At 65.1% G+C, this 22,692-nt stretch carries 21 protein-coding genes; 12 read left to right on the plus strand and 9 right to left on the minus strand.

Annotated features, from left to right (window positions below; genetic code table 11):
- Positions 1-96 precede the first annotated feature (96 nt).
- Positions 97-1,344, plus strand: a complete 1,248-nt coding sequence (locus tag O3297_RS22915; protein WP_305050280.1) for a DUF819 domain-containing protein — start codon at positions 97-99, stop codon at positions 1,342-1,344.
- A 206-nt stretch (positions 1,345-1,550) separates the two neighbouring features.
- Positions 1,551-2,894, plus strand: coding sequence for an NADP-specific glutamate dehydrogenase (gdhA, locus tag O3297_RS22920; protein ID WP_034784281.1), 1,344 nt, complete (start codon positions 1,551-1,553; stop codon positions 2,892-2,894).
- Positions 2,895-2,954: 60 nt separating this feature from the next.
- On the opposite strand, the gene O3297_RS22925 is transcribed toward gdhA, so the two are convergent.
- On the minus strand, positions 2,955-3,512 hold the full coding sequence (locus tag O3297_RS22925; RefSeq protein WP_092608849.1) for a flavin reductase family protein: 558 nt from the start codon (positions 3,510-3,512) through the stop codon (positions 2,955-2,957).
- A gap of 176 nt (positions 3,513-3,688) precedes the next feature.
- Here O3297_RS22925 and O3297_RS22930 point away from each other — a divergent pair, with 176 nt between their 5' ends.
- Positions 3,689-4,318 carry a head GIN domain-containing protein gene (locus O3297_RS22930; protein ID WP_070259867.1) on the plus strand — a complete coding sequence of 210 codons (630 nt, stop codon included), beginning with the start codon at positions 3,689-3,691 and terminating at the stop codon, positions 4,316-4,318.
- Positions 4,319-4,360: 42 nt separating this feature from the next.
- On the plus strand, positions 4,361-5,161 hold the full coding sequence (locus O3297_RS22935) for an enoyl-CoA hydratase (RefSeq protein WP_305050284.1): 801 nt from the start codon (positions 4,361-4,363) through the stop codon (positions 5,159-5,161).
- Position 5,162: 1 nt separating this feature from the next.
- Here O3297_RS22935 and O3297_RS22940 read toward each other — a convergent pair whose 3' ends face one another.
- The 5 genes from O3297_RS22940 to O3297_RS22960 all read right to left on the minus strand — a co-directional run bounded on the left by O3297_RS22940 (position 5,163) and on the right by O3297_RS22960 (position 11,317).
- On the minus strand, positions 5,163-5,900 hold the full coding sequence (locus O3297_RS22940; RefSeq protein WP_070282895.1) for an AIM24 family protein: 738 nt from the start codon (positions 5,898-5,900) through the stop codon (positions 5,163-5,165).
- A 3-nt stretch (positions 5,901-5,903) separates the two neighbouring features.
- Positions 5,904-6,545 (minus strand): AIM24 family protein, encoded by a 642-nt coding sequence (locus O3297_RS22945; protein ID WP_099389936.1) that lies wholly within the window; start codon positions 6,543-6,545, stop codon positions 5,904-5,906.
- Between the two features lie 17 nt (positions 6,546-6,562).
- A complete protein-coding gene (locus tag O3297_RS22950) occupies positions 6,563-7,180 on the minus strand; it encodes an AIM24 family protein (protein WP_034784290.1) in 618 nt (205 codons plus the stop codon).
- Positions 7,181-7,335: 155 nt separating this feature from the next.
- Positions 7,336-10,500, minus strand: coding sequence for a S8 family serine peptidase (locus O3297_RS22955; RefSeq protein WP_305050288.1), 3,165 nt, complete (start codon positions 10,498-10,500; stop codon positions 7,336-7,338).
- Position 10,501: 1 nt separating this feature from the next.
- On the minus strand, positions 10,502-11,317 hold the full coding sequence (locus O3297_RS22960; protein ID WP_034784293.1) for an NF038120 family PEP-CTERM protein: 816 nt from the start codon (positions 11,315-11,317) through the stop codon (positions 10,502-10,504).
- Positions 11,318-11,747: 430 nt separating this feature from the next.
- On the opposite strand from O3297_RS22960, the gene O3297_RS22965 reads away from it, so the two are divergent.
- Both O3297_RS22965 and O3297_RS22970 read left to right on the plus strand, forming a co-directional pair.
- Entirely contained in the window at positions 11,748-12,656 is a 909-nt protein-coding gene (locus O3297_RS22965) for a histidine kinase (RefSeq protein WP_305050289.1), read from the plus strand.
- Positions 12,653-13,321 (plus strand): response regulator transcription factor, encoded by a 669-nt coding sequence (locus O3297_RS22970; RefSeq protein ID WP_305050290.1) that lies wholly within the window; start codon positions 12,653-12,655, stop codon positions 13,319-13,321. Before O3297_RS22965 ends, O3297_RS22970 begins: the two co-directional genes overlap by 4 nt.
- Here the strand turns inward: O3297_RS22970 and O3297_RS22975 are convergent.
- Both O3297_RS22975 and O3297_RS22980 read right to left on the minus strand, forming a co-directional pair.
- Positions 13,318-15,819, minus strand: a complete 2,502-nt coding sequence (locus O3297_RS22975; protein ID WP_305050291.1) for a TonB-dependent receptor — start codon at positions 15,817-15,819, stop codon at positions 13,318-13,320. The two genes, O3297_RS22970 and O3297_RS22975, sit on opposite strands and share 4 nt — an antisense overlap.
- Positions 15,820-15,912: 93 nt before the next feature.
- Entirely contained in the window at positions 15,913-16,374 is a 462-nt protein-coding gene (locus tag O3297_RS22980; protein ID WP_034784295.1) for an Lrp/AsnC family transcriptional regulator, read from the minus strand.
- Positions 16,375-16,473: 99 nt separating this feature from the next.
- Here O3297_RS22980 and ilvB point away from each other — a divergent pair, with 99 nt between their 5' ends.
- Entirely contained in the window at positions 16,474-18,234 is a 1,761-nt protein-coding gene (ilvB, locus tag O3297_RS22985) for a biosynthetic-type acetolactate synthase large subunit (RefSeq protein WP_305050292.1), read from the plus strand.
- A 44-nt stretch (positions 18,235-18,278) separates the two neighbouring features.
- Here the strand turns inward: ilvB and O3297_RS22990 are convergent, their stop codons facing one another.
- Positions 18,279-19,136 carry an AraC family transcriptional regulator gene (locus tag O3297_RS22990; protein WP_305050293.1) on the minus strand — a complete coding sequence of 286 codons (858 nt, stop codon included), beginning with the start codon at positions 19,134-19,136 and terminating at the stop codon, positions 18,279-18,281.
- Positions 19,137-19,250: 114 nt separating this feature from the next.
- Between O3297_RS22990 and O3297_RS22995 the strand changes: the two genes are divergently transcribed.
- Genes O3297_RS22995 through bamE form a run of 5 tightly spaced genes read left to right on the plus strand, consistent with a single transcriptional unit; the run spans position 19,251 to position 22,690 of the window.
- On the plus strand, positions 19,251-20,693 hold the full coding sequence (locus tag O3297_RS22995) for a cytochrome P450 (RefSeq protein WP_305050295.1): 1,443 nt from the start codon (positions 19,251-19,253) through the stop codon (positions 20,691-20,693).
- A 36-nt stretch (positions 20,694-20,729) separates the two neighbouring features.
- The gene (locus tag O3297_RS23000; protein ID WP_034784299.1) at positions 20,730-21,191 is read left to right on the plus strand and encodes a GNAT family N-acetyltransferase; all 462 of its coding nucleotides are present in this window, start codon (positions 20,730-20,732) and stop codon (positions 21,189-21,191) included.
- Positions 21,188-21,547 (plus strand): nucleotide pyrophosphohydrolase, encoded by a 360-nt coding sequence (locus O3297_RS23005; RefSeq protein ID WP_070259888.1) that lies wholly within the window; start codon positions 21,188-21,190, stop codon positions 21,545-21,547. Before O3297_RS23000 ends, O3297_RS23005 begins: the two co-directional genes overlap by 4 nt.
- A gap of 49 nt (positions 21,548-21,596) precedes the next feature.
- The gene (locus tag O3297_RS23010) at positions 21,597-22,385 is read left to right on the plus strand and encodes a hypothetical protein (protein ID WP_305050296.1); all 789 of its coding nucleotides are present in this window, start codon (positions 21,597-21,599) and stop codon (positions 22,383-22,385) included.
- Positions 22,382-22,690 carry an outer membrane protein assembly factor BamE gene (gene bamE / locus O3297_RS23015; RefSeq protein ID WP_099389928.1) on the plus strand — a complete coding sequence of 103 codons (309 nt, stop codon included), beginning with the start codon at positions 22,382-22,384 and terminating at the stop codon, positions 22,688-22,690. The genes O3297_RS23010 and bamE overlap by 4 nt, the downstream gene beginning before the upstream one ends.
- Positions 22,691-22,692: the final 2 nt, after the last annotated feature.

The raw sequence follows: 22,692 nt of genomic DNA on the forward strand, positions 1-22,692 counted from the left end.
GTTTAGGCTTCAACATTGCTATACGATACGGCCACCCTGCGCCCGGGGGCCTTATCGGCACCCGGTGCGTCCCTGACACGTTCACCGGAATCCCCGATGCCACCTGCCACCTCTGCCCTGATCACCAATGACGCCGTCGTCCTCGGCTTGCTCGCCATGACCCTGGGAAGCGTCTTCTGGACCGCTTCCCGCCAAAATGGCTTCTGGAAAAAGTTTTATACCTATATCCCGTCGCTGCTGATGTGCTACCTGATCCCGGCACTGCTCAACACGTTTGGCATCATCGATGGCAACGCTTCCGGCCTGTATGCGGTGGCGCGCGACTACCTGCTGCCCAGCGCGCTGGTCCTTCTGTGCGTGGCCATCGATTTCGGCGGCATCATCCGCCTCGGCCCCAAGGCCATCATCATGTTCTTGACCGGCACCCTGGGCGTCATGCTGGGCGCCCTCGTCTCGTTCGAAGCCTTGCGTTTGATCCACCCGGAAACGGTGGCAGGCGACACGTGGCGCGGCATGACCACCGTGGCCGGCTCGTGGATAGGCGGCGGCGCCAACCAGGCGGCCATGAAGGAAGTGTTTGAAGTGGACGCCACCCTGTTTGGCCAGTTCGTCGCCGTCGACGTGCTGGTGGCCAACGTGTGGACGGCCGTGCTGCTGTTCCTGGCCGGACGCGCGGGCGCCTTCGACCGCTGGACGGGTGCCGATTTGACGGCCATCAATGCGCTCAAGGACAGCATCGAAAGCTACCGCACGCAGCATGCGCGCATCGCCACCCTGACCGACATCATGATCATTCTCGGCGTGGGCCTGGGCGTGACGGGCCTGTCGCACTTCCTGGCCGGCCCCATCATCAGCTGGATCAACACCCTGCCCGCCGCATGGCGCTTGCAGGACTACAGCCTGACGTCGAACTTCTTCTGGATCGTCGTGCTCGCCACCACCTTCGGCTTGCTGCTCAGCTTTACCAAGGCGCGCAGCCTGGAAGGCGCGGGCGCCTCGACCATCGGCTCGGCCATGCTGTACGTGCTGGTGGCAACGATCGGCATGCACATGGACCTGGGCGCCCTGCTCGACAAGCCGTTTTTGTTCCTGCTGGGTCTGATCTGGATCGCCGTGCATGGCGGCCTGATGCTGCTTGTCGCCAAACTGATCCGCGCCCCCCTGTTCTTCATGGCCGTGGGATCGCAGGCGAACATCGGCGGCGCCGCCTCCGCCCCCGTCATCGCCAGCGCCTTCCATCCGGCCCTGGCCCCCGTCGGCGTGCTGCTGGCCGTGCTTGGCTATGCGCTGGGCACCTACGGCGCCTACATCACGGGGCTGATTCTGCGCAGCATGGCGGGGTGATGACGATCCTGGCTTGACCAGGCGATCCGCAACAACAACGCCAGCCTTCGGGCTGGCGTTGTCGTTTACCACTCGCATCGGTCGCAACGTCCTCAAAAATCCCCACAATGTAGCAGAAACCCCTCAAAACCAAATTTCCGCACCATTTTCGTGCAAAATCTGCGATGATAGTTGCCCAAATAACCGATTACCTCCATGGAATTCTGATGAAATACGCATCTGCTCACGAGTATGTCCAGCATGTCGCCGCACGCAATCCAGGTCAACCCGAGTTTCTGCAAGCCGTCACCGAAGTCATGGAGAGCTTGTGGCCATTCCTGGAACAGCACCCGAAATACGCGGAACAAGGCTTGCTGGAACGCTTGATCGAGCCGGAGCGCGTGGTGATGTTCCGCGTGTCGTGGGTCGATGACCACGGGCAAGTACAAGTCAATCGCGGCTACCGCATCCAGCACAGCATGGCCATCGGGCCGTACAAGGGCGGCATCCGCTTCCACCCTTCCGTCACCTTGTCCGTGCTGAAATTCCTCGCCTTCGAACAGACGTTCAAGAATGCCCTGACCACCTTGCCGATGGGCGGCGGCAAGGGCGGCGCCGATTTCGATCCGAAGGGCAAGAGCCCGGGCGAAGTGATGCGCTTCTGCCAGGCCTTCGTGAGCGAACTGTTCCGCCATGTGGGTTCGGACACGGACGTGCCGGCCGGCGACATCGGCGTGGGCGGGCGCGAAGTGGGCTATATGGCCGGCATGATGAAAAAGCTCAGCAACCGTGCCGACTGCGTATTCACGGGCAAGGGCGCCAGCTTCGGCGGCTCGCTGATGCGTCCGGAAGCGACGGGCTACGGCACCGTGTATTTCGCGCAGGAAATGCTGAAAACCCGGGGCCGCTCGTTCGAAGGCATGCGCGTGTCCGTGTCCGGCTCGGGCAACGTGGCGCAATACGCGGTCGAGAAAGCCATGGCCATGGGCGCGAAAGTCATCACCGTCTCCGATTCGAGCGGCACCGTCATCGACGAGGAAGGTTTCACGCCGGAAAAGCTGGCCATCCTGATGGAGATCAAGAACCATCTGTATGGCAGGGTCAGCGATTACGCCGCGCGCACGGGCGTGCGCTTCGAAGCAGGCGTATCGCCATGGCATGTGCCGGTCGACATCGCCCTGCCCTGCGCCACGCAAAATGAACTGAACATCGACGATGCACGCACCTTGATCGCCAATGGCGTGCAGTGCGTGGCCGAAGGCGCCAACATGCCCACCACCATCGAGGCCGCCAAGGCCTTCGAAGCGGCCGGCGTGCTGTACGCGCCGGGCAAGGCCAGCAATGCGGGCGGCGTGGCGACGTCCGGCCTGGAAATGAGCCAGAACGCGGCCCGCATATCGTGGCCGCGCGAAGAAGTCGATGCGCGTTTGCTGCAGATCATGCAAGGCATCCACGCCGCGTGCAAGCAGTACGGCACGCGCGCCGACGGCACGGTCAGCTATGTGGATGGCGCCAATATCGCCGGCTTCGTCAAAGTGGCCGATGCGATGCTGGCGCAAGGGGTCATTTAACCCAATGACAACATCTGGGGTCGGCCCCCCAGGGTCCGACCCCGGCCCTTGCGTTTGGGGTTAACGCATTTCAGGTTTCATCAGACTCTTGCGGCTGATGGTCCTGCCCGACACCATGAACTCGCCATTGCCACGATAGTGCAGGGTTTCGGGCAGCTTGGGCGACGTGGCCACGTGGGCTTTCACGCACTCGAAAATGAAGAAACCGCCTTTCGGGTTGCCCGACACCTGGGCCAGCTTGCATTCGAAGTTGGCGTAGCACTCGGCGATCAGGGGCGCGCCCACCTGCTCGGCCGGCTGCGGTGTCAGGCCGAAGGCCGTGAACTTGTCCGTATCTTCGCCGCTGCAATTGCCGATGGCCACCACCTGGTCGACCATATCGGCAGTGGGCAGGTTGATCACGCACTCCATGCTGCGCTTGATCATTTCATAGCTGTGGTTCGCGTCGGAAATGAAGCAGCCCAGCAAGGATGGCGTAAATTCCATCAGCATGTGCCAGGCCATGGTCATGACGTCGCTTTCCCCCTTCCACGTTGAACTGACGAGCACCACGGGCCCCGGTTCAAGGAAGCGCCGGATGTCGGCGACGGGATAATCTTCTTTGTGGTAATTTTTCATGCAGTCTCCAGGACGCGGTACGCCATAGCATAGCCCAATGGCGCCTTGCCGGGCGCGCGGCTGCCCGATAGCAACCGTATCATCCGCGCCGCGATTTGTGCAGTTCATCGCAAATTTCTCCCCAATGGAGATGTTGCACAATAGAATACACTGATCAACTACTCAAGGAAACCGCCATGCGCCCTCTGTTCCTGTTGTCAGTCCTGTCCCTTGCCTGCCTCTCCACGCTCGCCCATGCCGACGAGCAAACCCGCACGGTCGGCGCCTTCAACGCCATCGACATCCGCGGCCCCATCAGCATCGAAGTCGAATCGGGCAAGGAGCAAAGCCTGCTGCTGCGCGGCGACCAGAAATTCCTCAGCGGCGTGATCACGGAAGTGGTCGATGGCGAGCTGAAAATTTCCATGAAGGACAAGGACATCAAGAAGACGGATGGCGACCCGCGGGTGATCATCACCATGCCCACCTTGCGCAAGCTGATCGCGGAAGGCGCGGGAGAAAAGATATTGACCAAGCTCAATGGTCCACGAGTCGACATCAGCTACAAGGGCGCGGGCCGCCTGGCTGCCGATGGACAAGTCGACTGGCTGCGCCTGAAGGCGCAAGGCGTGGGTGAAGTCGATACGAAAGCCTTGTTGGCGAAAAACGTCGACGTCAATTTCGACGGCATCGGTTCCGTCAAGGTGTATTCCTCGGGTGAACTGAACGCCGTGGTGCGCGGCATGGGCGAACTGATCTATTACGGCAAGCCGAAGATCGTGCACAAGTCGATCGCCGGCATCGGCAGCGTCAACGCCGCCAAATAAGATTTCCTAAAATAACAAGGCCATCAGGCCACTGGAGACCGCATGACCGCAACACATGACACGCAAGCACCGCTGGTGCTGCGCGAGGACGAGGGTGGCCTGGTCACCCTGCGCCTGAACCGTCCCCTGCAATTCAATGCCCTGTCGGAAGCCATGCTGGCCGCGCTGCAGGCTGAACTCGACTTCATCGCCGGGCAGCCGCACGTGCGCTGCGTGGTGCTGGCCGCCGAAGGCAAGGCGTTTTGCGCAGGCCACGATTTGCGCCAGATGCAGGCGACGCGCCAGCTTGCGTATTACCAAACCCTGTTCGCGCAATGCTCGCGCGTGATGCAAGCCATTCAAACCTTGCCCGTGCCCGTGATTGCCCGCGTGCACGGCATCGCCACGGCGGCCGGCTGCCAATTGGTCGCCAGCTGCGACCTGGCCGTGGCGGGAGCGTCCGCCCGCTTTGCCGTGTCCGGCATCAACGTGGGCCTGTTCTGCGCCACGCCATCCGTGGCCCTGTCGCGCAATGTCTCGCCCAAGCGGGCCTTCGACATGCTGGTGACGGGCCGCTTCATCGATGCCGACACGGCCGCCAACTGGGGCCTGATCAACGAAACGGTGGCCGACACAGCGCTCGACGACGCCGTGGCGCGCCTGGCGCAGCAGATCATGGCGAAAAGCCCGACGGCCATCCGCTACGGCAAGCAAATGTTTTACCAACAGCGCCAGCTGCCGCTGGACGACGCGTATGCGTACGCGGGCGACGTGATGGCGCGCAACATGATGGAAGAGGATGCGGACGAAGGCGTCACCGCCTTTTTGGAGAAACGGCCGCCCGGCTGGGCGGCCGCCAAGTAGCTTAACGCTCCTGCTTCATCTGCTGCTGCACGGAAAGACTCAAGGTACCGAGGTCCTCCTTGCCCAGCAGCGGCAATTGCGCCAGCAGCTGCATCAGGGCGGAACTGCCCGTCACGTCCAGCTCGGACGACTGCACCAGCACCGTGCCGGCGCCCGTGAAGTCGATCTGTTTTTCCTCGCCCGACAAACTGAAACCGGTAAGCGCGCCGGCGGCCGAGGCCCAGCCCTGCACGTGGGCGTAATCGTAGTGATACGAGGGGCTGGGGCAATCGGCCCAGCCCAGCACGGCCTGTTCATCCACGCGGCACGGCAGTTCCAGGAAATGCACGGGGCCGTTCGACGAGGCGATCACCTTGCCCGTGCCGATCATGGTCAGATAGCCGGGCAAGGTCGATTCTTGGCAAATCACGTCCTTCGTAAAACCCAGCAGGTTTTTCGCGCGGATGGTCATGTTGGCGTTGTCCAGGTCGTAGCACGCCAGATCATTGCCGTTGTCGCCCAGGATCAGTTGGCCCTGCCCTTGCGCCACGACAAAGTGGTGGATGTATTTCGGTGCATTGAAGGCATTGCGCACGATCAGGTCGAGCACGCTGCTGCCCATGGCTTCGAAGCGCAGCTCGCCATAGAAGGCGATCATCTTGCCCTTGCGAATGAAGATCTGTTCCTTGACGTCGATGACATACGAAAAACGGTTCAGGTTATCGTTCTTCGGCAAGGTATCGGGATTGTAAATCGTCATGGCTTACCTTTCGCTCGCTTGGATATAGACCGTGCCCTGGCCCGTGAACTTCACCTGGTACGATTCGCCGGACGCCTGGCCGACGAAGGTTTTCCAGTTCAGGTCCGTAACGATGGTCGAGCTCAGCTGCCCCGTATGGCCGATATACGCTTGCGGGTCGACAAACACGGGCACGTCCGGCGTGACGGGCAAGCCGATGGCGTTGCCGTCGGACAGGATCGCCACTTCACCCGTGCCTTGCAAGGTGGTGGTAAACAAGCCCTGGCCGGAGGCCATGCCGCGCACCACGCCCTGCACGCCGCCCTGGTTGCCGAGGAACATGGTGCCGGCCGTCAGGCGCGCATCGAAGGCCAGCAGGGAATCGCTTTCCACATAAAACGTTTCGCCGCGCACGGGCACGATGGTGACGAACAGGCCGCCCTGGGCGTAAAACACGCTGCCCGTGCCACGCGCCGACATCATGGCGTAGCCTTCATTCGTGACGGCGCGCATGGCCAGGCTTTGCACGCCCTGGCCGGCCAGGAAGGAGCGGCTGAACGCCACGTCGCCCTGATACGACACCATGGCGCCCTTGCGCGCGAACACTTCTTCATTGCCGAGTTTGACCTCAAGCATCTTTTCATTGATCTGCTGATAGACAGGCATCGCGGGTCCTCGCTGACTTAACGTTCGGCGGGCTGGATGAACACCACGCCCTGGCCTGTGAATTTGTGCTGGTACGATTCGCCCGAGCTCTGGCCGATCATCGTGCGCCAGTTGACATCAAAAACGAATTCCTGGCGGATGTCGCCCTTGAAGCCGACGAAGGCGTCCGGGTCCACGCGCAACGGATGCGCCGGCGTCACTTCCAGCATGATCAGGTTGCCGCGCGAAATGACGGCCAGGTTGCCGTTGCCTTCCACGGTGGTGGAAAACAGGCCCTGGCCGGAACTGGCGCCGCGCAAACCCGCAAAGCTGGTGCCCGTCTTCAGGCTCGTGTCGTAGGCCAGCAGGCTGCTGCTTTCGATGGTCAGCTTTTCGCCGGCCAGCGCCATGACGGTGATCTCGGCCGCATTCTGCGCGAAAAACACGGTGCCCGTGCCGGCGGCCTGCATCACCTGCATGCCTTCGTTCGTCACCTTGCGCTTGAGCGCGCCAAAGATGCCCTCGCCACCGAGCAGGGACTTTTCAAATTTGATGGCGCCCGTATAGGCGACCATGGCGCCGGCAATCGCCAGCACTTTTTCATCCTGCAGGCGCACTTCCAGCAGGCGGTCGGTATTGGTGCGGAAACTGGTCACGCGCGACTCCCCAAGAATGCCAGGGCACAAAGCCATGGCTATCCGACAAGATACCGGTGGCTTTGCCGGCGCGCAAGCGCTATTCCTGGCGAACGGGGGTTCCCATAAAAAAAGGCGTGCCCGGAGGCACGCCTTGCGTTCACACAATGAACGGTTTATTCCGCCAGCACCGGCCTGGCGCCGCGCGCATTCTGGAACAGCGGCACGGGATCATTGGTATTGACCTCGACCACCGTCACGCCCTGCACCACGCCAGCCACCTGGTAGCCGACGGCGCCCAGGTGGCGCTTGCCTTCGGCCAGGTTGGACCAGCTCAGGGAGACAGATGCGGTGCCGCCCGTGTAGGCCGTGCCCGGCATCAGCGCCTTGAAGCTGCCGTTGTTCAAGCCCGGCGCCAGCACCCACGACGACAAGGTGTAGTCTGCCTGGCCGTTTTGCGGCGCAAAACCGATCACGCACACCTTGTAGGTGCCGGCGGCAGGCAGGCGCAGTTCCACCTGCTCATTCGAACTCTCATTGCCGCTGCTGCCGACCAGCACATTGGCGGCGTTGTAGACCTCCATGTCCATGTCGGTATTCGCGCCGCCCGTCGTTTCCGCATCGTAGGTGGCAAAGCGCGCCGCCAGGGTGCCGGCCGGGATCACCACGTTGTGCACGTTCACACCCGTGGCGCCGCCCGCCTTGCAGGCAGCCGATGCGGCAGCGCCTGTCGCCGCCTGGCCGATCGTGCGCGTCTGGCGCACGGCTTCGACGAGACCCGACTTGACGCCGACCAGCGCGCCCGTGAAGCCCGTGCCCAGGGTCAGCACCTTGCTGCCCGTGGCCGCTTCGCTGCTGACCAGCGGAATGGCGGCCAGCGAGGTGCCGCGCGCCGTCAGCGGGCTGCGCACGGTGTGCGTGCCATCCGTCCAGCTCAGGGCGCCGTAGGTCCAGGTATTGGCCGGCGCAGTGGTGCGCGTCAGCTTGACCTGGTACTGGCCCTTGGCGCCCGGCGCAAGGTTCAGGCTGGTAGGCGTCACCGCCACCGTATAGCCGGGCAGGCTGGCCGAGACGTTGTAGACGGCGCTGCTGGCGCCCACGTTGGTCACCGTGCGCGTCAGCGTTTGCGTGCCCAGCACGTTGGCCGCCGTCAGCGACGCCAGGTTCAGGTTATAGGCCGTGATGGTACCGATGGCCTGGCACGTGGCGGCGCTGTAGACCTTCAGGTTCAGGCCGCACAGGAAGCGCGCATAGTCGATTTCCGACATGTCGTACACGAGGCCAGGATCGGCCGCGCTGTTCGGCGCAATGTGGCCGGCGCCCTGGCCCCATGGCAGCTGGCCCGAGGTCTTCGCCGTGGCATCCCACGACACGGAACCGTTCAAGCCATCCGAATAGGTGCTGAAGGCCGTCGTCATCAGCGCCGACTTGATGGCTGCGGGCGACCAGTCGGGATGCTGCTGCTTGAGCAGCGCCGCCACGCCAGCCACGTGCGGACTGGCCATCGAAGTGCCGGAATAGAAATCCCACTCGGCCGCCGGCGCCACGCCGCCCGCCGCCACGGCATCGCGCTGCGCCTGCGTCAGGTCGGCCGTCACGCCGGCCAGCACGTTGGTGCCGGGCGCCGAGAGATCCGGTTTCAGGATGTTCGCATTGGCCACGTTCGGCCCGCGCGAGGAGCGGTCGCTGACGATCGGCGCCTGCACCGTGGTGTCGGGGATCGTATGGACTTCACCCAGCGCCGCCGTGCCATCGGGCGTCGCCGCCATGAAGGCCTTCAGCGCGTCGCCCTGCGCCTGCGCCAGGTGCACGGTCGACAGCACGTGCGCCTGGTTGATGATGGTGTTGGCGCCGCCGGCCACGTTGGCGATGATCACGCCCGCCGCGCCGGCCGTCTTTGCATTCGCGCTCTTGTTGACCAGCACGTTGCCGCCACGGTCGCACACGAGTATCTTGCCGGCCACTTTCGCCGGATCCAGATACGCCGAAGTGGCATCGGCCGCGCCGAAGCAGCGCAGCAGATTGACGTCCGTCGGCAGCACGCCGGCCAGGCCCGCGTCGCGCGAGCGGATCAGCGGCAGCGCCGGCGTCTTCGCATTGCTCGACGCGCCTTCCAGCTTGGTGCCGTTGCTGAGGATGACATTGCCCGCGTACAGGCGGTTGTGGGTGGAATTGGCCACGGTTGCCAGCCACGGGCTGATGTGCGACACGGGCGCCGGCACGTCCGGTGCGGGGGTGGCCGGGCCGGAATTACCGCCCGACGTGGCAACGAATACACCGGCTGCCGCCGCGCCGAGGAAGGCGACTTCCGTCGGTTCGTCGAAGGCGCCGCCGCCCGCGTTCGGGCCAATGGAGAAGTTGATGACGTTGACGCCATCCTTGACCGCCTGGTCGATGGCGGCCACGCTGTCGGCCGTGGCGCAACCGTTGCGGCCCGTCGATGCGGCCGTCCAGCACACTTTATAGGCGGCGATGCGGGCGCGCGGCGCCATGCCCGATGCCTTGCCCAGCGACACGCCGTTCGAGGTGGCCAGGGCGCCATTGTTGCCGCCGGCCGTGGAGGCCGTATGCGTGCCATGGCCGCCGTGTCCCGTCAGGCCGGCGACGGAATCGCGCGGCGACAAAAATTCCGTCCAGTGCAGCGCCGACGTGGCGGCGCGGTAGTAGCGTGCACCGATCAGCTTGTTGTTGCAATTCTCGGCGGAGAAACCTTCGCCCGTCTGGCAAGTGCCCTGCCAGCTGGCCGGTGGCGCGCCGTACACGACATTGTTGCCGCTGTGGCTAGGTACGCCATTCTCGTCCAGGCGGTCGGCAAAGGCCGTGTTTTCCGGCCAGATGCCGCTGTCGACGATGCCGATGATGATGTCTTCACCCGCGTGCGCCTTGCCGCCCAGCTGCTCCCAGATGCCGCCCGGCTTGTCCAGGCCCAGGAAGCTGGGCGTGTAGCTGGTGTCGAGCTGCAGGATGGAGTCGGCGCTGATGCTGGCCACGCCGCTGTTTTTCTTCAGGGCCCGCACTTCATCGTCCGTCAGCAAGGCGGAAAAGCCGTTGAAGACGACGCTGTACTGGTGCGTGATTTCAGCCGCGCTGACGGTGCCGGCCACGGCGGCCTGCTTGGTGTCGAGGTAGTTCAAATAGGCCTGCACATCGGCGGCGCCCACGTTGATGCGCGCGCCCGGGGGCGGCTTGGTGGCGGCCAGGCCGTCGACCTGGCCCGTGTAGGTGGCGGCCGGCTTGTCGACCAATTGCACGATGTAGGAGCGGCGTTCCTGCGCCTGCGCCGCTTGCGCCAGGCTGGCGGCCAGCAGGAGGATACCGAGTGAAACGGGACGTAATTTCATCTCACGCTCCTTGTACGGTGAACGCTGCGAACTTGCCGGTGCGGCGGCGCGACAGCATGCCGATGGCGCCCAGGCCGACCAGCATCAGCATGTAGGTCGACGGTTCCGGCACGGCGCTGATGTTGATATTGTCGAGCGCAAACTGGCCCTGATTAAAGGCGGGGAAATCGATGGAATTGCTGCACGCGCCAGTGTCATTGAAAATGCACGCGTTGAAGGTCAGGCCCGTAAACGCGTAGTTGCTGAAGCCGCCCAGCAGGGAAGCGCCCTGGAAATGGTAATTGCCATCGCCGCCCTGGCCTGGGAACGCCAGCGAGGTACTGATCACCTGGCCGTTGCTCAGGGTGCCGCTCAGCTGCAACTGGCCCCAATTCATGTTGGGCAAGCCGGATACGGGCGCGATGAAGGAATAATCGAAACCGGCCAGACTGAACGCCTGGCGGTCGGCACGCGAAAAATTCACGCCGCCATCGTTGAGGATGGCCAGGTAATTGCCGGTGGCGCCCTGCGGGCAGGCGGCGATATCGCACGACGAGCCCACGCGGCCATCGAGGATGGCGCCCACGCCGCTGACGCCGCCGCCGGCCGCCGTGGTCGGATCGGCCAGGAACAGCAGGTTGTAGCTCGACGTATTGAGCGTCTGGCCGCTGGCATACACGTCGGGGCGCAAGTTATCGAAGGTCAGGACATCGGCCATGGCCGGCGCCGAGGCCAGCACGGACAAGGTGGCCAGCGCGGCCAGGATGGTGGCGCGACCGCGGGTAGCGGGCGGATTGGCGGTGGCGGGCGATACCCGCGCATGTGATGAACGATTCATTCTATTCCCTTGTTTGTTGTGGATAGATAGGTCGGCAGGTCTGGCGCCCGCTTTCAGCTTTTTCACAAAAGTGTCAACAAATATAGCAAATCGCATAAAACAAATAACATATTTTTAATATCATTTATTTATTTTTTATCTAGCTCCGCGAAACTTTGTTTTGTTTTATCTATGAAAGCTTGAGCAATCTCAACGTTACATTGGAACAACAATGCTGCGCACTGCAGACGTGCGCGCCAGCGTGCCGGCCCGACTTCAGATAAGCTCGAAAACCGCGCCTGCCGCACCATCATCTTCCCGTCACATCGCGGTACACCTGTTCCATCCTGGAACACTTGTCTCTCCCCGCCACGCGCCCGGCCACAGCCCCAGCACCGATGGCATGAAGCTTGCACAACAAAGAGATCGACCGTGCTCAGGGAGCAGCATCATGGAACACTACCAACTGGCCGGCAGCGGCCGCTCAGGCACGCTGCCGGCCCGGCGCATCATCGCGTGCGGCACGCTGGCGCTGGCTTTTTTCCTGCTGGCCGCCAGGCTGGACCTGGCCGAACGGCTGACGCGCGCGCTCTGGCGCCAGGAACACTGGCAACTCGATGAACTGGTCCTGAGCCTGTTGCTGCTGGTGCTGGCGCTGGCCGGCTTTGCCGTGCGGCGCGGACGCCAGGTGGCGCTGCTGCTGGCGCAAAACCGCGCCCTCACGCAGCGCCTGCTGCGCGCGCAGGAAGAGGAACGCTGCGCGCTGGCGCGCGAGCTGCACGATGAAGTGGGACAAGACTGCACGGCCATCCGCGCCGCCGCCAGCTACATCCTGCGCGCGCGCGATGGCGACCAGGCCAACGTGCAGGCCTGCGCCGCCAGCATCGCCCGCTCCTCGGAAGCGCTGCATGCGATGGTGCGCACCATGCTGCGCCGGCTGCGCCCGCCCGTGCTCGACAGCCTGGGATTGGCGCCGGCCCTGCAGGCGCTGTGCGACAGCTGGGCCCAGCAGCACGGCATCGCCTGCCATTTCGCGGCGCACGCCATCCCCGCCGGCCTCGACGACAGCACCGCCACCGCCATCTACCGCCTGGTGCAGGAAGGCTTGACGAACGTGGCGCGCCACGCGGGCGCCGACCAGGCCACGGTGGAATTGCGCGCCGATGCGCGCGGCGTGCTGCACCTGGCCATCGAAGACAATGGCCGGGGCTTGCGCCAGGACATGCAGAAGGCATCCGGTTACGGCATGCTGGGCATGCGCGAGCGCGTGGCCGGCTTGCGCGGCCATATCCGCTGGATCAGCGCGCTGGGCAAGGGCTTGCGCATCGAAGTGGCCCTGGCGGCACGGTGCGCGGCATGAGCGCCATGCACGGCGGCATACGGCCGATCCGCGTGATGCTGGTGGACGACCACCCGGTGGTGCGCACGGGCTACCGCCGCCTGCTGGAACAGGGCGGCGACATCGCCGTCGTGGCCGAGGCGGGCAATGGCGAGACGGCGTATGCCTTGCACCTGGAGCAGGCGCCCGACGTCTGCGTGACGGATTTGTCCATGCCCGGCATCGGCGGCCTGGAATTGCTGCGCAAGCTGCTCGCCCGCGATGCCGCCGCCCGCGTGCTGGTGTTTACCATGCACGACACGCCGCAGTTGATCGCGCGCGCGCTCGATGGCGGCGCCTGCGGCTTCGTCAGCAAGCAGGCCGACCCGGAACACCTGGTCGACGCCGTGCGCGCCGCCCACGCGGGCCGGCGCTACCTGGACCCGCACAGCGCACCGGGCGTGCTGCAAGGCACGGCCCGCATGGAAGCGCAGCGCTTGAGCAGCCTGAGCCAGCGCGAATTCGAAATCTTCCGCCTGCTGGCCGAAGGCCGCAGCGCCGCCGACTGCGCCCGCCTGCTGCACGTAAGCAGCAAGACGGTGGCCAACCACCAGACCTGCATCAAGGAAAAGCTCGACGTGCCCGGCCCCGCCGCCCTTGTCCATCTTGCGCTGCGCAATGGTGTCATTGAGCATATCCACCCTTAAAACGCGTAGCGCAGGCCCACGTTCACGCTGCGCGGCGCGCCGGCCGCATAAAACGTGGCATTGACCATCGGATATTCGCCGTTCACGGCGGGCAGCGGCCGGGCACTGAAATTGCCGCTGGCATCGAAACCCGTCGCGCCCAGCTGGGCCGCTGTCGCATATTTCCGATCGAACAGATTATTCACCTGGGCGAACACGCTGAGCCGGGGCGTCAGCTGGTACTTGCCGTTCAGCTCGACCACGGCATAGCCGCCGCTCTTGCCCGCGCCCAGGTAGGCTGGCCCGCCCGCCTGGTGCTGGTTGTTTTCATTGCCGCGCGCATACGCGCTGGAGACGGCCGTCATGGCCAGGCCCACCGTCCAGTCGCGCCCTCCCTGGACATCCACGTGCGCCTTCAGGATATGCCTCGGTGTCAGGGGAATCCGGTTGCCCGGCGCGATGACGATATTGCCTTCCAGGCCGGGCGCCTCCGCGTCGCTGCTGCTGTTGGCGCTGCCGTTGACGGTTTCCCGGCTTTGGTAGGTCGCCTGCAGCCACGTGTAGTTGACGCCGAAGTCCAGCGCGCCCGCCTTGCCGTCGACCGCCAGCTCCACGCCCTGGTGGCGCGTCTTGCCGAAATTCTTGAAATAGCCGAAACCGGCCTGGTTGTCGGCGACGAACAGGATATCGTCATGGTTTTCCGCGCGGAACACGCCCGCACTCCAGCGGGCCACGTCGCGCCACTGGCCGCGTACGCCCGCCTCCCACGTCTTCGTCACCACCTGCTTTAGTGGTGGGTCGCCGGCCATGGCGTTGGGCAGGCGGCATGGGTTTTCCGGGTCGGCGCAACCGAGTTCGATGGCCGTCGGCGTGCGACTGCCTTCGTTGTAGCCGAAATACGCGCCGATACCTCCGGCCGGCGCATAGGCGAGGCCGATGGCGGGATTGAAGCGGCTGAAACGATGGTCGCCATCGAGCGAGCCGCTGCCGCCACCGGGCGTGATGGCATCGCGGTTGCGCACCGTGCTGCGGTTGTAACGGCCGGAGATGGTCAGGGTCAGGTCTTGATTGAACGCCATGCTGTCGCTCGCATACACGCTCCACGTGCGCATGCGCCCGCTCAAGTCGACCCGGTTGTCGACCGGCGTGCCATCGTCATCGATCTGCGTGCCATCGGCAAAGAAATCCACGGGCGTGATGCTGCGGTCGGGATTCAGATAGCCAAACTGGCTCGTCTGGCGGAAGGTGGCGTGGCTCGTGTCGTAGGCGGCGCCGGCCGTGACGGCATGGCGTGCTCCCGCCACGTCGGCCAGGGCGGTGACCTGGCCGGAAAACCCATAGTTTTCCTGCCGCGTATGGCTGCGGTTGAGCATGCCATTGCACTTTTCGGCCGGCTCATCGTTCAGCAGCACGTTGGCGATGCAGCGCCATTTGGGGAATGGCGTGTTGAATGCATTCGCCCCGCTGGCGGGAAAGCCCGTGTAGCCGGCCGCCGCCAGGGCCGCACGCTCGGCCGCGCCGGGCTGGTAGACGGACTGGTCGAGCGACTCATCGTTCAGGTCGCCGTTAAACGTGTGCGTGTCGATCTTGCGGTAGTACACATTGCCGGACAAGAGCAAACCAACGCCGGCCTGGTGCTTGCCCGTCAGGTTCAGCAGGGTCGATTTGTTTTGCGTCAAATCCGGCTTGGTGTAGACGCTGCGGTAGTCGCGCGCCAGCAGGCGCTGTTCCTGCAAGCCGTTGCCCGTCAGCGCATTGTCCGCGTGGGCCACAGTGACGGCGATGTCCGTGCGCGCATCGCTCCAGCCCAGCTTGCCAAACGCCTGGCGCACGTCGGACGGCGAATCGTCGCGCCAGCCCGCCTCCTTGAAGCGGTTGCCCGTCACATACCAGTGCCAGCCCTGCGCATTGCTGCCGCCATGCTCGACCTCGACGCCGCGCCGTTTATCGGAACCCAGGCGCGCCTCGATGGCGGTACCGGGGTGGCTGCGCCCATCCTTGGTCTGCAGGGCCAGCGCGCCGCCCAGGGTATTCAAGCCGAACAGGGGATTCGAGCCCGGCATCAGGGTCAGCGATGCGATGGCCATGCGCGGGATCAAGTCCCAGCTGACGACGTCGCCAAACGGCTGGTTCAGGCGCATGCCATCCAGATACACGGAGAGTCCCTGCGGCGTGCCCAGCAGGGGCGAAGCCGTGTAGCCGCGGTAGCTGACGTCGGGCTGGAACGGGTTGTTCTGCACCTCGTTGACAACCACGCTACCCAGGTTGCGGCGCAGGAAAGCGGAAATATCGAGCGCGCCGCTGCGGGCGATCTGCTGCGCGCTGGCCGTCTGCACGGGCGCGGCCAAGGCATCGCGCGGCTGCTCCACGGTGGGCAGCGGCATGCTGCCCGTGATGATGACGGTGGGCAAGTCACCCGAAGTGGCCAGGCTCGCGGCCAGGCTGGCGTCAGCGGCAAGGTCGGCGGCCTGCGCCTGGCACAGCGCCATGGCAGCGGCGGCCAATAAAGTCAGTTTCATGCGTATCCCCAGTTTTATCGTGGTTTTTATTGCGTCCAGTATCGGACAGCCACAGGGGATGGACTAGGGAAAAACTCCCGCCGTGCGGGGGAACTAGCGTTGCAAGGGCAGGTAACTCTGTTTGAGCTGGCGCAGCACGAAACTCGATTTGCTGTGGCGGATGCCGGGAATTTTATACAGGCGCTCGCGCAGCAGGCGTTCGTAGTCGCGCGTGTCGCTGACCGCGATGCGCAGGTAGTAATCGTAGTCGCCGGAGACGAGAAACGCTTCCAGCACTTCCGGGATCATGGCCAGCGCGTGGCCGAATTCGAACAGGGCCTGGTCGGAATGGTCGTCCAGCGTGACTTGCACGATGACGGTGTCGGCCAGCCCCACCTTGGCCGCGTTGACGTTCACCGTATAGCCTTCGATGACGCCATCGTCTTCCATGCGCTTGATGCGGGCCCAGCATGGCGACGAGGTCAGGCCCACCTTGGCGCTCAACTCGTGCAAGCTGATGCGGGCATCCTGTTGCAGGGCCGTCAGGATGGCGAGGTCGAATTTATCCAGCTTCATTCTGTCATCTCCATATTTCACAGCAAATTTTGCTGAAGATTGCATTCTATACGAGAAAACAAGCAGCCTTTTCTGTCGGGGCAAGCAGAAAATAGACACATGAAACCCGATCCCGCTCCCCTCCTCGCTCCCGCCACCGATACTGCGCCGCGCAACGGCGCCAGCGTCCTGATCGACACCCTGCTGGCCCTGGGCGTCGACACTGTCTTCGGCTACCCGGGCGGCGCCGTGCTGCCCCTGTACGATGCGCTGCACGCGCAGCCGCGCTTGCGCCACGTGCTGGTGCGCCACGAACAGGCAGCCGTGCATGCGGCCGAAGGTTATGCGCGCAGCACGGGCCGGCCCGGCGTCGTCTTCGTCACGTCCGGCCCCGGCATGAGCAACACCACCACGGGCCTGCTCGACGCCCTGTGCGATTCGATTCCCCTCATCTGCATCAGCGGCCAGGTGGCCACCACCAGCATCGGCACGAACGCCTTCCAGGAATGCGACGCGCTGGGCATTTCGCGCCCCGTCACCAAGTGGAACCGGCAAATCCGCGCGGCTGACGAGACGGCTGGCGTGGTGCAGGAAGCGTACGCGCAGGCCACGCAGGGCCGGCCCGGTCCCGTGCTGATCGATTTTCCCAAGGATATGCAGTTGGCGCGGGTCGCGGCCGGCACGCCGCGGCCGTCCGTCGCCGCCGTCCCTGCCCCCCTGCCCGGCGCGGCTGATATCGAGCAAGCCGCCAGCCTGATCGCCGGCGCGCGCCAGCCCGTATTCTATGGCGGCGGCGGGCTTATCAATTCCGGCCTGGATGCCTGCGCCGCGTTCGGCCAGCTGGTGAAACTGGCGGCCGCGCCGTGCACCTTGACCCTGCTGGGCCTGGGCGCCTTTCCCGCCTCGCACCCGGCCTTCCTCGGCATGCTGGGCATGCACGGCACGCTGGAAGCCAACCTGGCCATGCATCATGCGGATTTGATCGTCTGCGTCGGCGCCCGCTTCGACGACCGGGTCACGGGGCGGCTCGATGCCTTTTGTCCCGGCGCGAAAATCATCCACATCGATATCGACCCGGCGTCGATCGGCAAGGTGGTGCGCGCCGACGTGGCCCTGCGCGGCGATTGCGCACCCGTGCTCGCGGCATTGCTGGCGCAGCTGCGCGGCCGCCTGCTGGCCGACCGCCAGCCGTGGTGGCAACGCATCGACGGCTGGCGCGCGCAGGCTTCGCTGGCATTCAACGATACGCCTGACGTCATCGCGCCGCAGGCGCTGATGAGCCGGCTGCAGGCCGCGCTGGAAAGCATGGATGGCAGCGACGCCATCGTCGCCACCGACGTGGGCCAGCACCAGATGTGGGCGGCACAGCACTTGCGCTTCGAGCAGCCGCGCCGCTGGCTCACCTCGGGCGGCGCCGGCACCATGGGCTATGGATTGCCAGCGGCCATCGGCGCGCAGATCGCCCATCCCGGCAAGCGCGTGGTGTGCGTCAGCGGCGATGCGTCGATTCTGATGAATATCCAGGAACTGGCCACGGCCGTGCAGCACCGCCTGCCAGTGAAAGTGGTGTTGTCGAACAATGGCTACATGGGCATGGTGCGCCAGTGGCAGGAACTGCACCACGGCGAGCGCTACAGCCACAGCTACACGGAGGCGCTGCCCGATTTCGTCGCCCTGGCACGCGCGTTCGGCTGGCAGGCACAGACGGTGAGCCGGCGCGAGGAGCTCGACGCGGCGCTGGCGGCCTGCCTGGAATCCAGCGGCCCCTACTTCCTCGACGTGCGCGTGCATGGCGCGGAAAACTGCTTCCCCATGATGGCGCCCGGCGCGGGGCACCATGAAGTAACCCTATCCAAGGGCAAGGTGTACAGCGAGCGGTAGGTCGGATTACGCGAGACCAGGCCTCGCTAATCCGACCTACGCCCTCAATTCCAGATTCTGTAAATCCAGTAACTTTCATCGTCGCGCATGGCCCGCACCAGCTCGGTGGGACTCAAGCCCGTGATTTCGCGCGTCTCGCGGCAGAAATGGGCCTGGTCGGCGTAACCGCCGCTGGCGGCGACGTCGGACCAGGACGCCGTGCCTTGCAGGATGGCGCCGCGTTCGTCGAGAAACAGCTGTTCCGCGCGGCGCATGCGGCGCAAGGTGCGCATGGGCTGGCCGGCCCAGGCCTTGATGCGGCGCTCGACATTGCGCGCGCTGCTGGCCAGGCCCGTCGATGCCGCCTGCACGCCAAGGCGGCGCACCCAGTCCTGCACGGCACCGGCAGGATGGTCGCCGCTCTTGCGCGCCAGCTGCCAGCGCGGCGCGAGAAAATCTTCCACCAGCCTGACGCGGGCCTCGTCGTCCGGCGCCGCCAGCACGGCGTCCGACAGGGCCTGCCAGTCGGCATCGAACAGCGCGTCGAGCGGGCGAAACTGGTCCAGCAAGGCATCCATCGACACGCCCGTCAACGCATGCAGCGCGGCCGGATAAAACATGACGACAAACGAACGCACGGGACCGGGGTTGTAGCTGACCAGCGGATACGATCGGGGCCCGCCGAACAGCGCGGGCGGCATGCGCACGTCCCGCAGCGACAGGCCCGGCGCGGCCGCTTCCACGTCGCCCGCGACGGTCCAGATGATGCTGCACATGGGCGCGGCGGGAAAGCGGTTCAGGCGCTGCACCGGCGGCAGGGGCGCGCAGCCCGTGGTGTCGCGCACGAGGAAGGCGCGTACGCAGGAAGCGAGCGCGGTGCGCGGCGCGATCAAACGGGTCAGGGGCATAGGGGCGGCAGGCATGGCGACGATTGTACCGGCAATTTCTGGCCGCGCACGATGTCGTATTCGTTCAAGACGCGGGCGCGCAAGCGCGCTACAGTCATGCCATCGTTCCCACTGAAACAGGAGCTTGCCATGCCGCCACTCGACCACGCCGCCGCACCCGACATTGCCCGGCCGCTGCGCCAGATCCGCCGCTTGCCGGGGCCCTTCGCCCTGCCCATCGTCGGCAACAGCCTGCAACTCAAGCTCACGCGCATCCACCGCGACGTGGAAGCGTGGGTGCGGCGCTACGGCCCCTACATGCGCGCCTGGTTCGGCCGCACCCTGGTGCTGGTGGTGGCCGACAGCGAGGCCGTCGGCGCCGTGCTGCGCGACCGGCCCGACGGTTTTCGCCGCCCGCTCAGCAGCTCCATCGTGTCCGAGGAAATGGGCGGCATCCCCGGCCTGTTCCTGGCCGAGGGCACGGAGTGGCGCAACCAGCGCCGCATGGTCATGGCCGGCATGGCGCCCGGCGCCATCAAGGCCTATTTCCCCGCGCTGGTGACGGTGGCGCAGCGCTTGCAGCGGCGCTGGCATCTTGCCGCCACGCAAGGCCAGGCGATCGACCTGGACGGCGACCTGAAACGCTACACGGTCGACATCATCGCCGGCCTGGCCTTTGGCACGGAAGTCAACACGCTCGAATCGGGCGAGGACGTAATCCAGCGCCACATGGACGACATCCTGCCCGCCGTGGCGCGGCGCAGCCTGTCCATGTTCCCGTACTGGCGCTATGTCAAGCTGCCCGTCGACCGCCGGCTGGACCGCGACGTAGCGGCCCTTTCCGCCGCCGTGGACGACCTGGTGCAGCAGGCGCGCACGCGCATGGCGCACGACCCGGCGCGCCGCGAACACCCGCCCAACCTGCTCGAAGCCATGATCGCCGCCGCCGACCTGGAAGGCAGCGGCGTGACGGACCGCAACGTGGCCGGCAATGTGCTGACCATGCTGCTGGCCGGTGAAGATACGACGGCCAACACGATTTCCTGGATCATCTACATGTTGCAACGCCATCCGCACACCCTGGCGCGGGCGCGCGAGGAAGTGCGGCGCCTGGCGCCCGACGTGGCGCACTTCACGATCGAGCAGATGGATGGCCTCGACTACCTGGGCGCCTGCGCCAGCGAAGCCATGCGCTTGAAACCGGTGGCGCCCTTCCTGCCCGTCGAAGCGCTGCGCGACACGGTCATCGCCGACATCGCCGTGCCGGCCGGCACCCTCGTGTGGTGCGTGATGCGCAACGACACCGTATCCGATGCGCACTTTCCCGATGCCAGTGCCTTCCAGCCCGAACGCTGGCTGGCCGAAAGCGGCGAGGCGAACAACAAGCGCGCCTCGATGCCGTTCGGCGCCGGCTTGCGCACGTGCCCGGGCCGCTACCTGGCCTTGCTGGAAATCAAGATCGCCATGGCCATGCTGCTGGGCAGCTTCGACATCGCCGGCGTCGACACGCCCGATGGCGGCGAGGCGCAGGAACTGATGGGTTTTGTGATGTCGCCCATCGGCCTGACCATGCGCCTGACGCAGCCGCAGTGATACCATGGGAGAAGTCCCATTCATTCGACCTCCCTCATGACTATCCGCCTGGAATCGCCGCAGCAAGCCGATGTGCAAACCCTGATCGCCGAGCTTGATGCCTATCAACAGACCCTGTACCCGGCCGAGTGCGTCTACTCGCTGGACCTGGCATCCTTGCCGCCAGAGACCCTGCTGTTTGCCGTCGCCCGCGATGCGGCCGGTGCGGCGCGCGCCTGCGGCGCCATCGTCGTCACGCCCGCTTTCGGCGAGGTCAAGCGCATGTACGTGCACCCGGACAGCCGCGGCCTGGGCCTGGCCAAACGCCTGCTGGCCTTGCTGGAAGAACAGGCGCTGGCGCGCGGCTGCCGCTTGCTGACCTTGGAGACGGGCATCCACCAGCCAGAAGCCATCGCCCTGTACGCGCGCCACGGCTACCAGCGGCGCGGACCGTACGGCGACTATCCCGACGATCCGTTCAGTGTCTTCATGGAAAAAACGCTGCAGGTGGCGGCATGAGCGCGCCCACCGACAGCTTGCTCGACATTCGCGCGCGCCTGCGCGCCTTTGCCGACGAACGCGACTGGGAGCAATTCCACACGCCGAAAAACCTGGCCATGGCCCTGTCCGTGGAAGTGGCGGAACTGGTGGAACACTACCAGTGGCTGCCCACGGGGGCGGACGCGGAACTGGACGAAGCGAAGCGCACGGGCATCCGCCACGAACTGGCCGACGTGCTGATGTATCTGGTGCGCCTGGCCGACAAGAGTGGCGTCGACCTGCATGGGGCCGTGCTGGAAAAGATGGAACTGAACGCACAGAAATACCCGGCGCAGCAGGTGCGTGGCGATGCGCGCAAATACAGCGAATACTGACACGCCCACGCGTGCGTGGCTGATGCGCAAAAAGGCGTAGCATCGGGCCATGCGTATCTCTCTTTCCCTGCTGCTTGCCTGCCTGCTCACTGGCCCCGTTGCGCTGGCGCAAACCGCGCCCGTGCCGCAAGTCAAAGTGGACGCCACGCGCGACCCCGTCGATAAATCGTATCGCAAGATGCTGCAGGGCGTGGACCGCTTCGAGCGCGACCATGCGCTGGCGCCGCAGGCCGTGCTGCGCTTTCGCTTGCTGCCGCGCCAGCCCGGCGTGGACATGACGGGCGTGCAGCTGCGCATTGCTGGCGACACGGTCAGCATCCCCTTGCCCTTGGCCGAGGACAACAGCTTTGCCCCCGTGCGCCATGCGCAAGCGGCGCGCGAAGACGCCGTGCTGATCGCCAACCGCAAGGCCACCACCATGAGCTGGCGCGCGCAAGTGATCACGCCCGGCTTGCCGCCCGGCACGCGGCGCCTGGGCGACTTGCGCCTGGAATGCCGCGCCGGCATGGATTCCGGCCTGATCTCGAACGACCCGCAAATCATCGCCTGGCTGTCCAGCATGCTCTACAGCACGGACAAGGTGTGTTCCGAGCCGGACGGCAACTATCTGTTTTTCACGGACCGCCCCCTGTTCGGCGTCACCCTCGTGCATGGCGAGCGCCGCCTGGCCCTGCCGTTCACCATGCTGTATGCGGGCGGCGAACAAACGCCCGCCTCGCTGCCCTATTGCGATTGCCAGGTCTTGCTTGACCGCACGTATTACGCCCCCCTGTGGGATGCCAGCTGGCCCGACGATACCCTGCTGGAATTTACTTATATGGACGAGGTTGCACCATGAAATGGCTCAGTGTCTTCGCGCTGGCTCTGCTGGCCGCCTGCTCCGGCACGCGCGCCTTGCAGGCAAGCAAGAATGTGCCTTACGCAACGCTGGAGCAAACGGTGCAGCCGGGCAGCAGCACGCGCGAACAGGTGCGCGCCGCGCTGGGAGACAGCACATCCATCCGTTTCGACAGCGGCAATGAAGTGTGGATGTACACCTACCCGGCCGCCTCGGGCGCGCAGGGAGAATATGTGATTCTATTTGGCGGGGATGGGGTGGTGCGGAAGGTGCGCAGCGGCGAAGTGTACCGGGTGAAGAAGTAAAA

It is taken from the genome of Janthinobacterium sp. SUN128 (assembly GCF_030587275.1).
GTDB classification, from domain to species: domain Bacteria; phylum Pseudomonadota; class Gammaproteobacteria; order Burkholderiales; family Burkholderiaceae_D; genus Janthinobacterium; species Janthinobacterium lividum.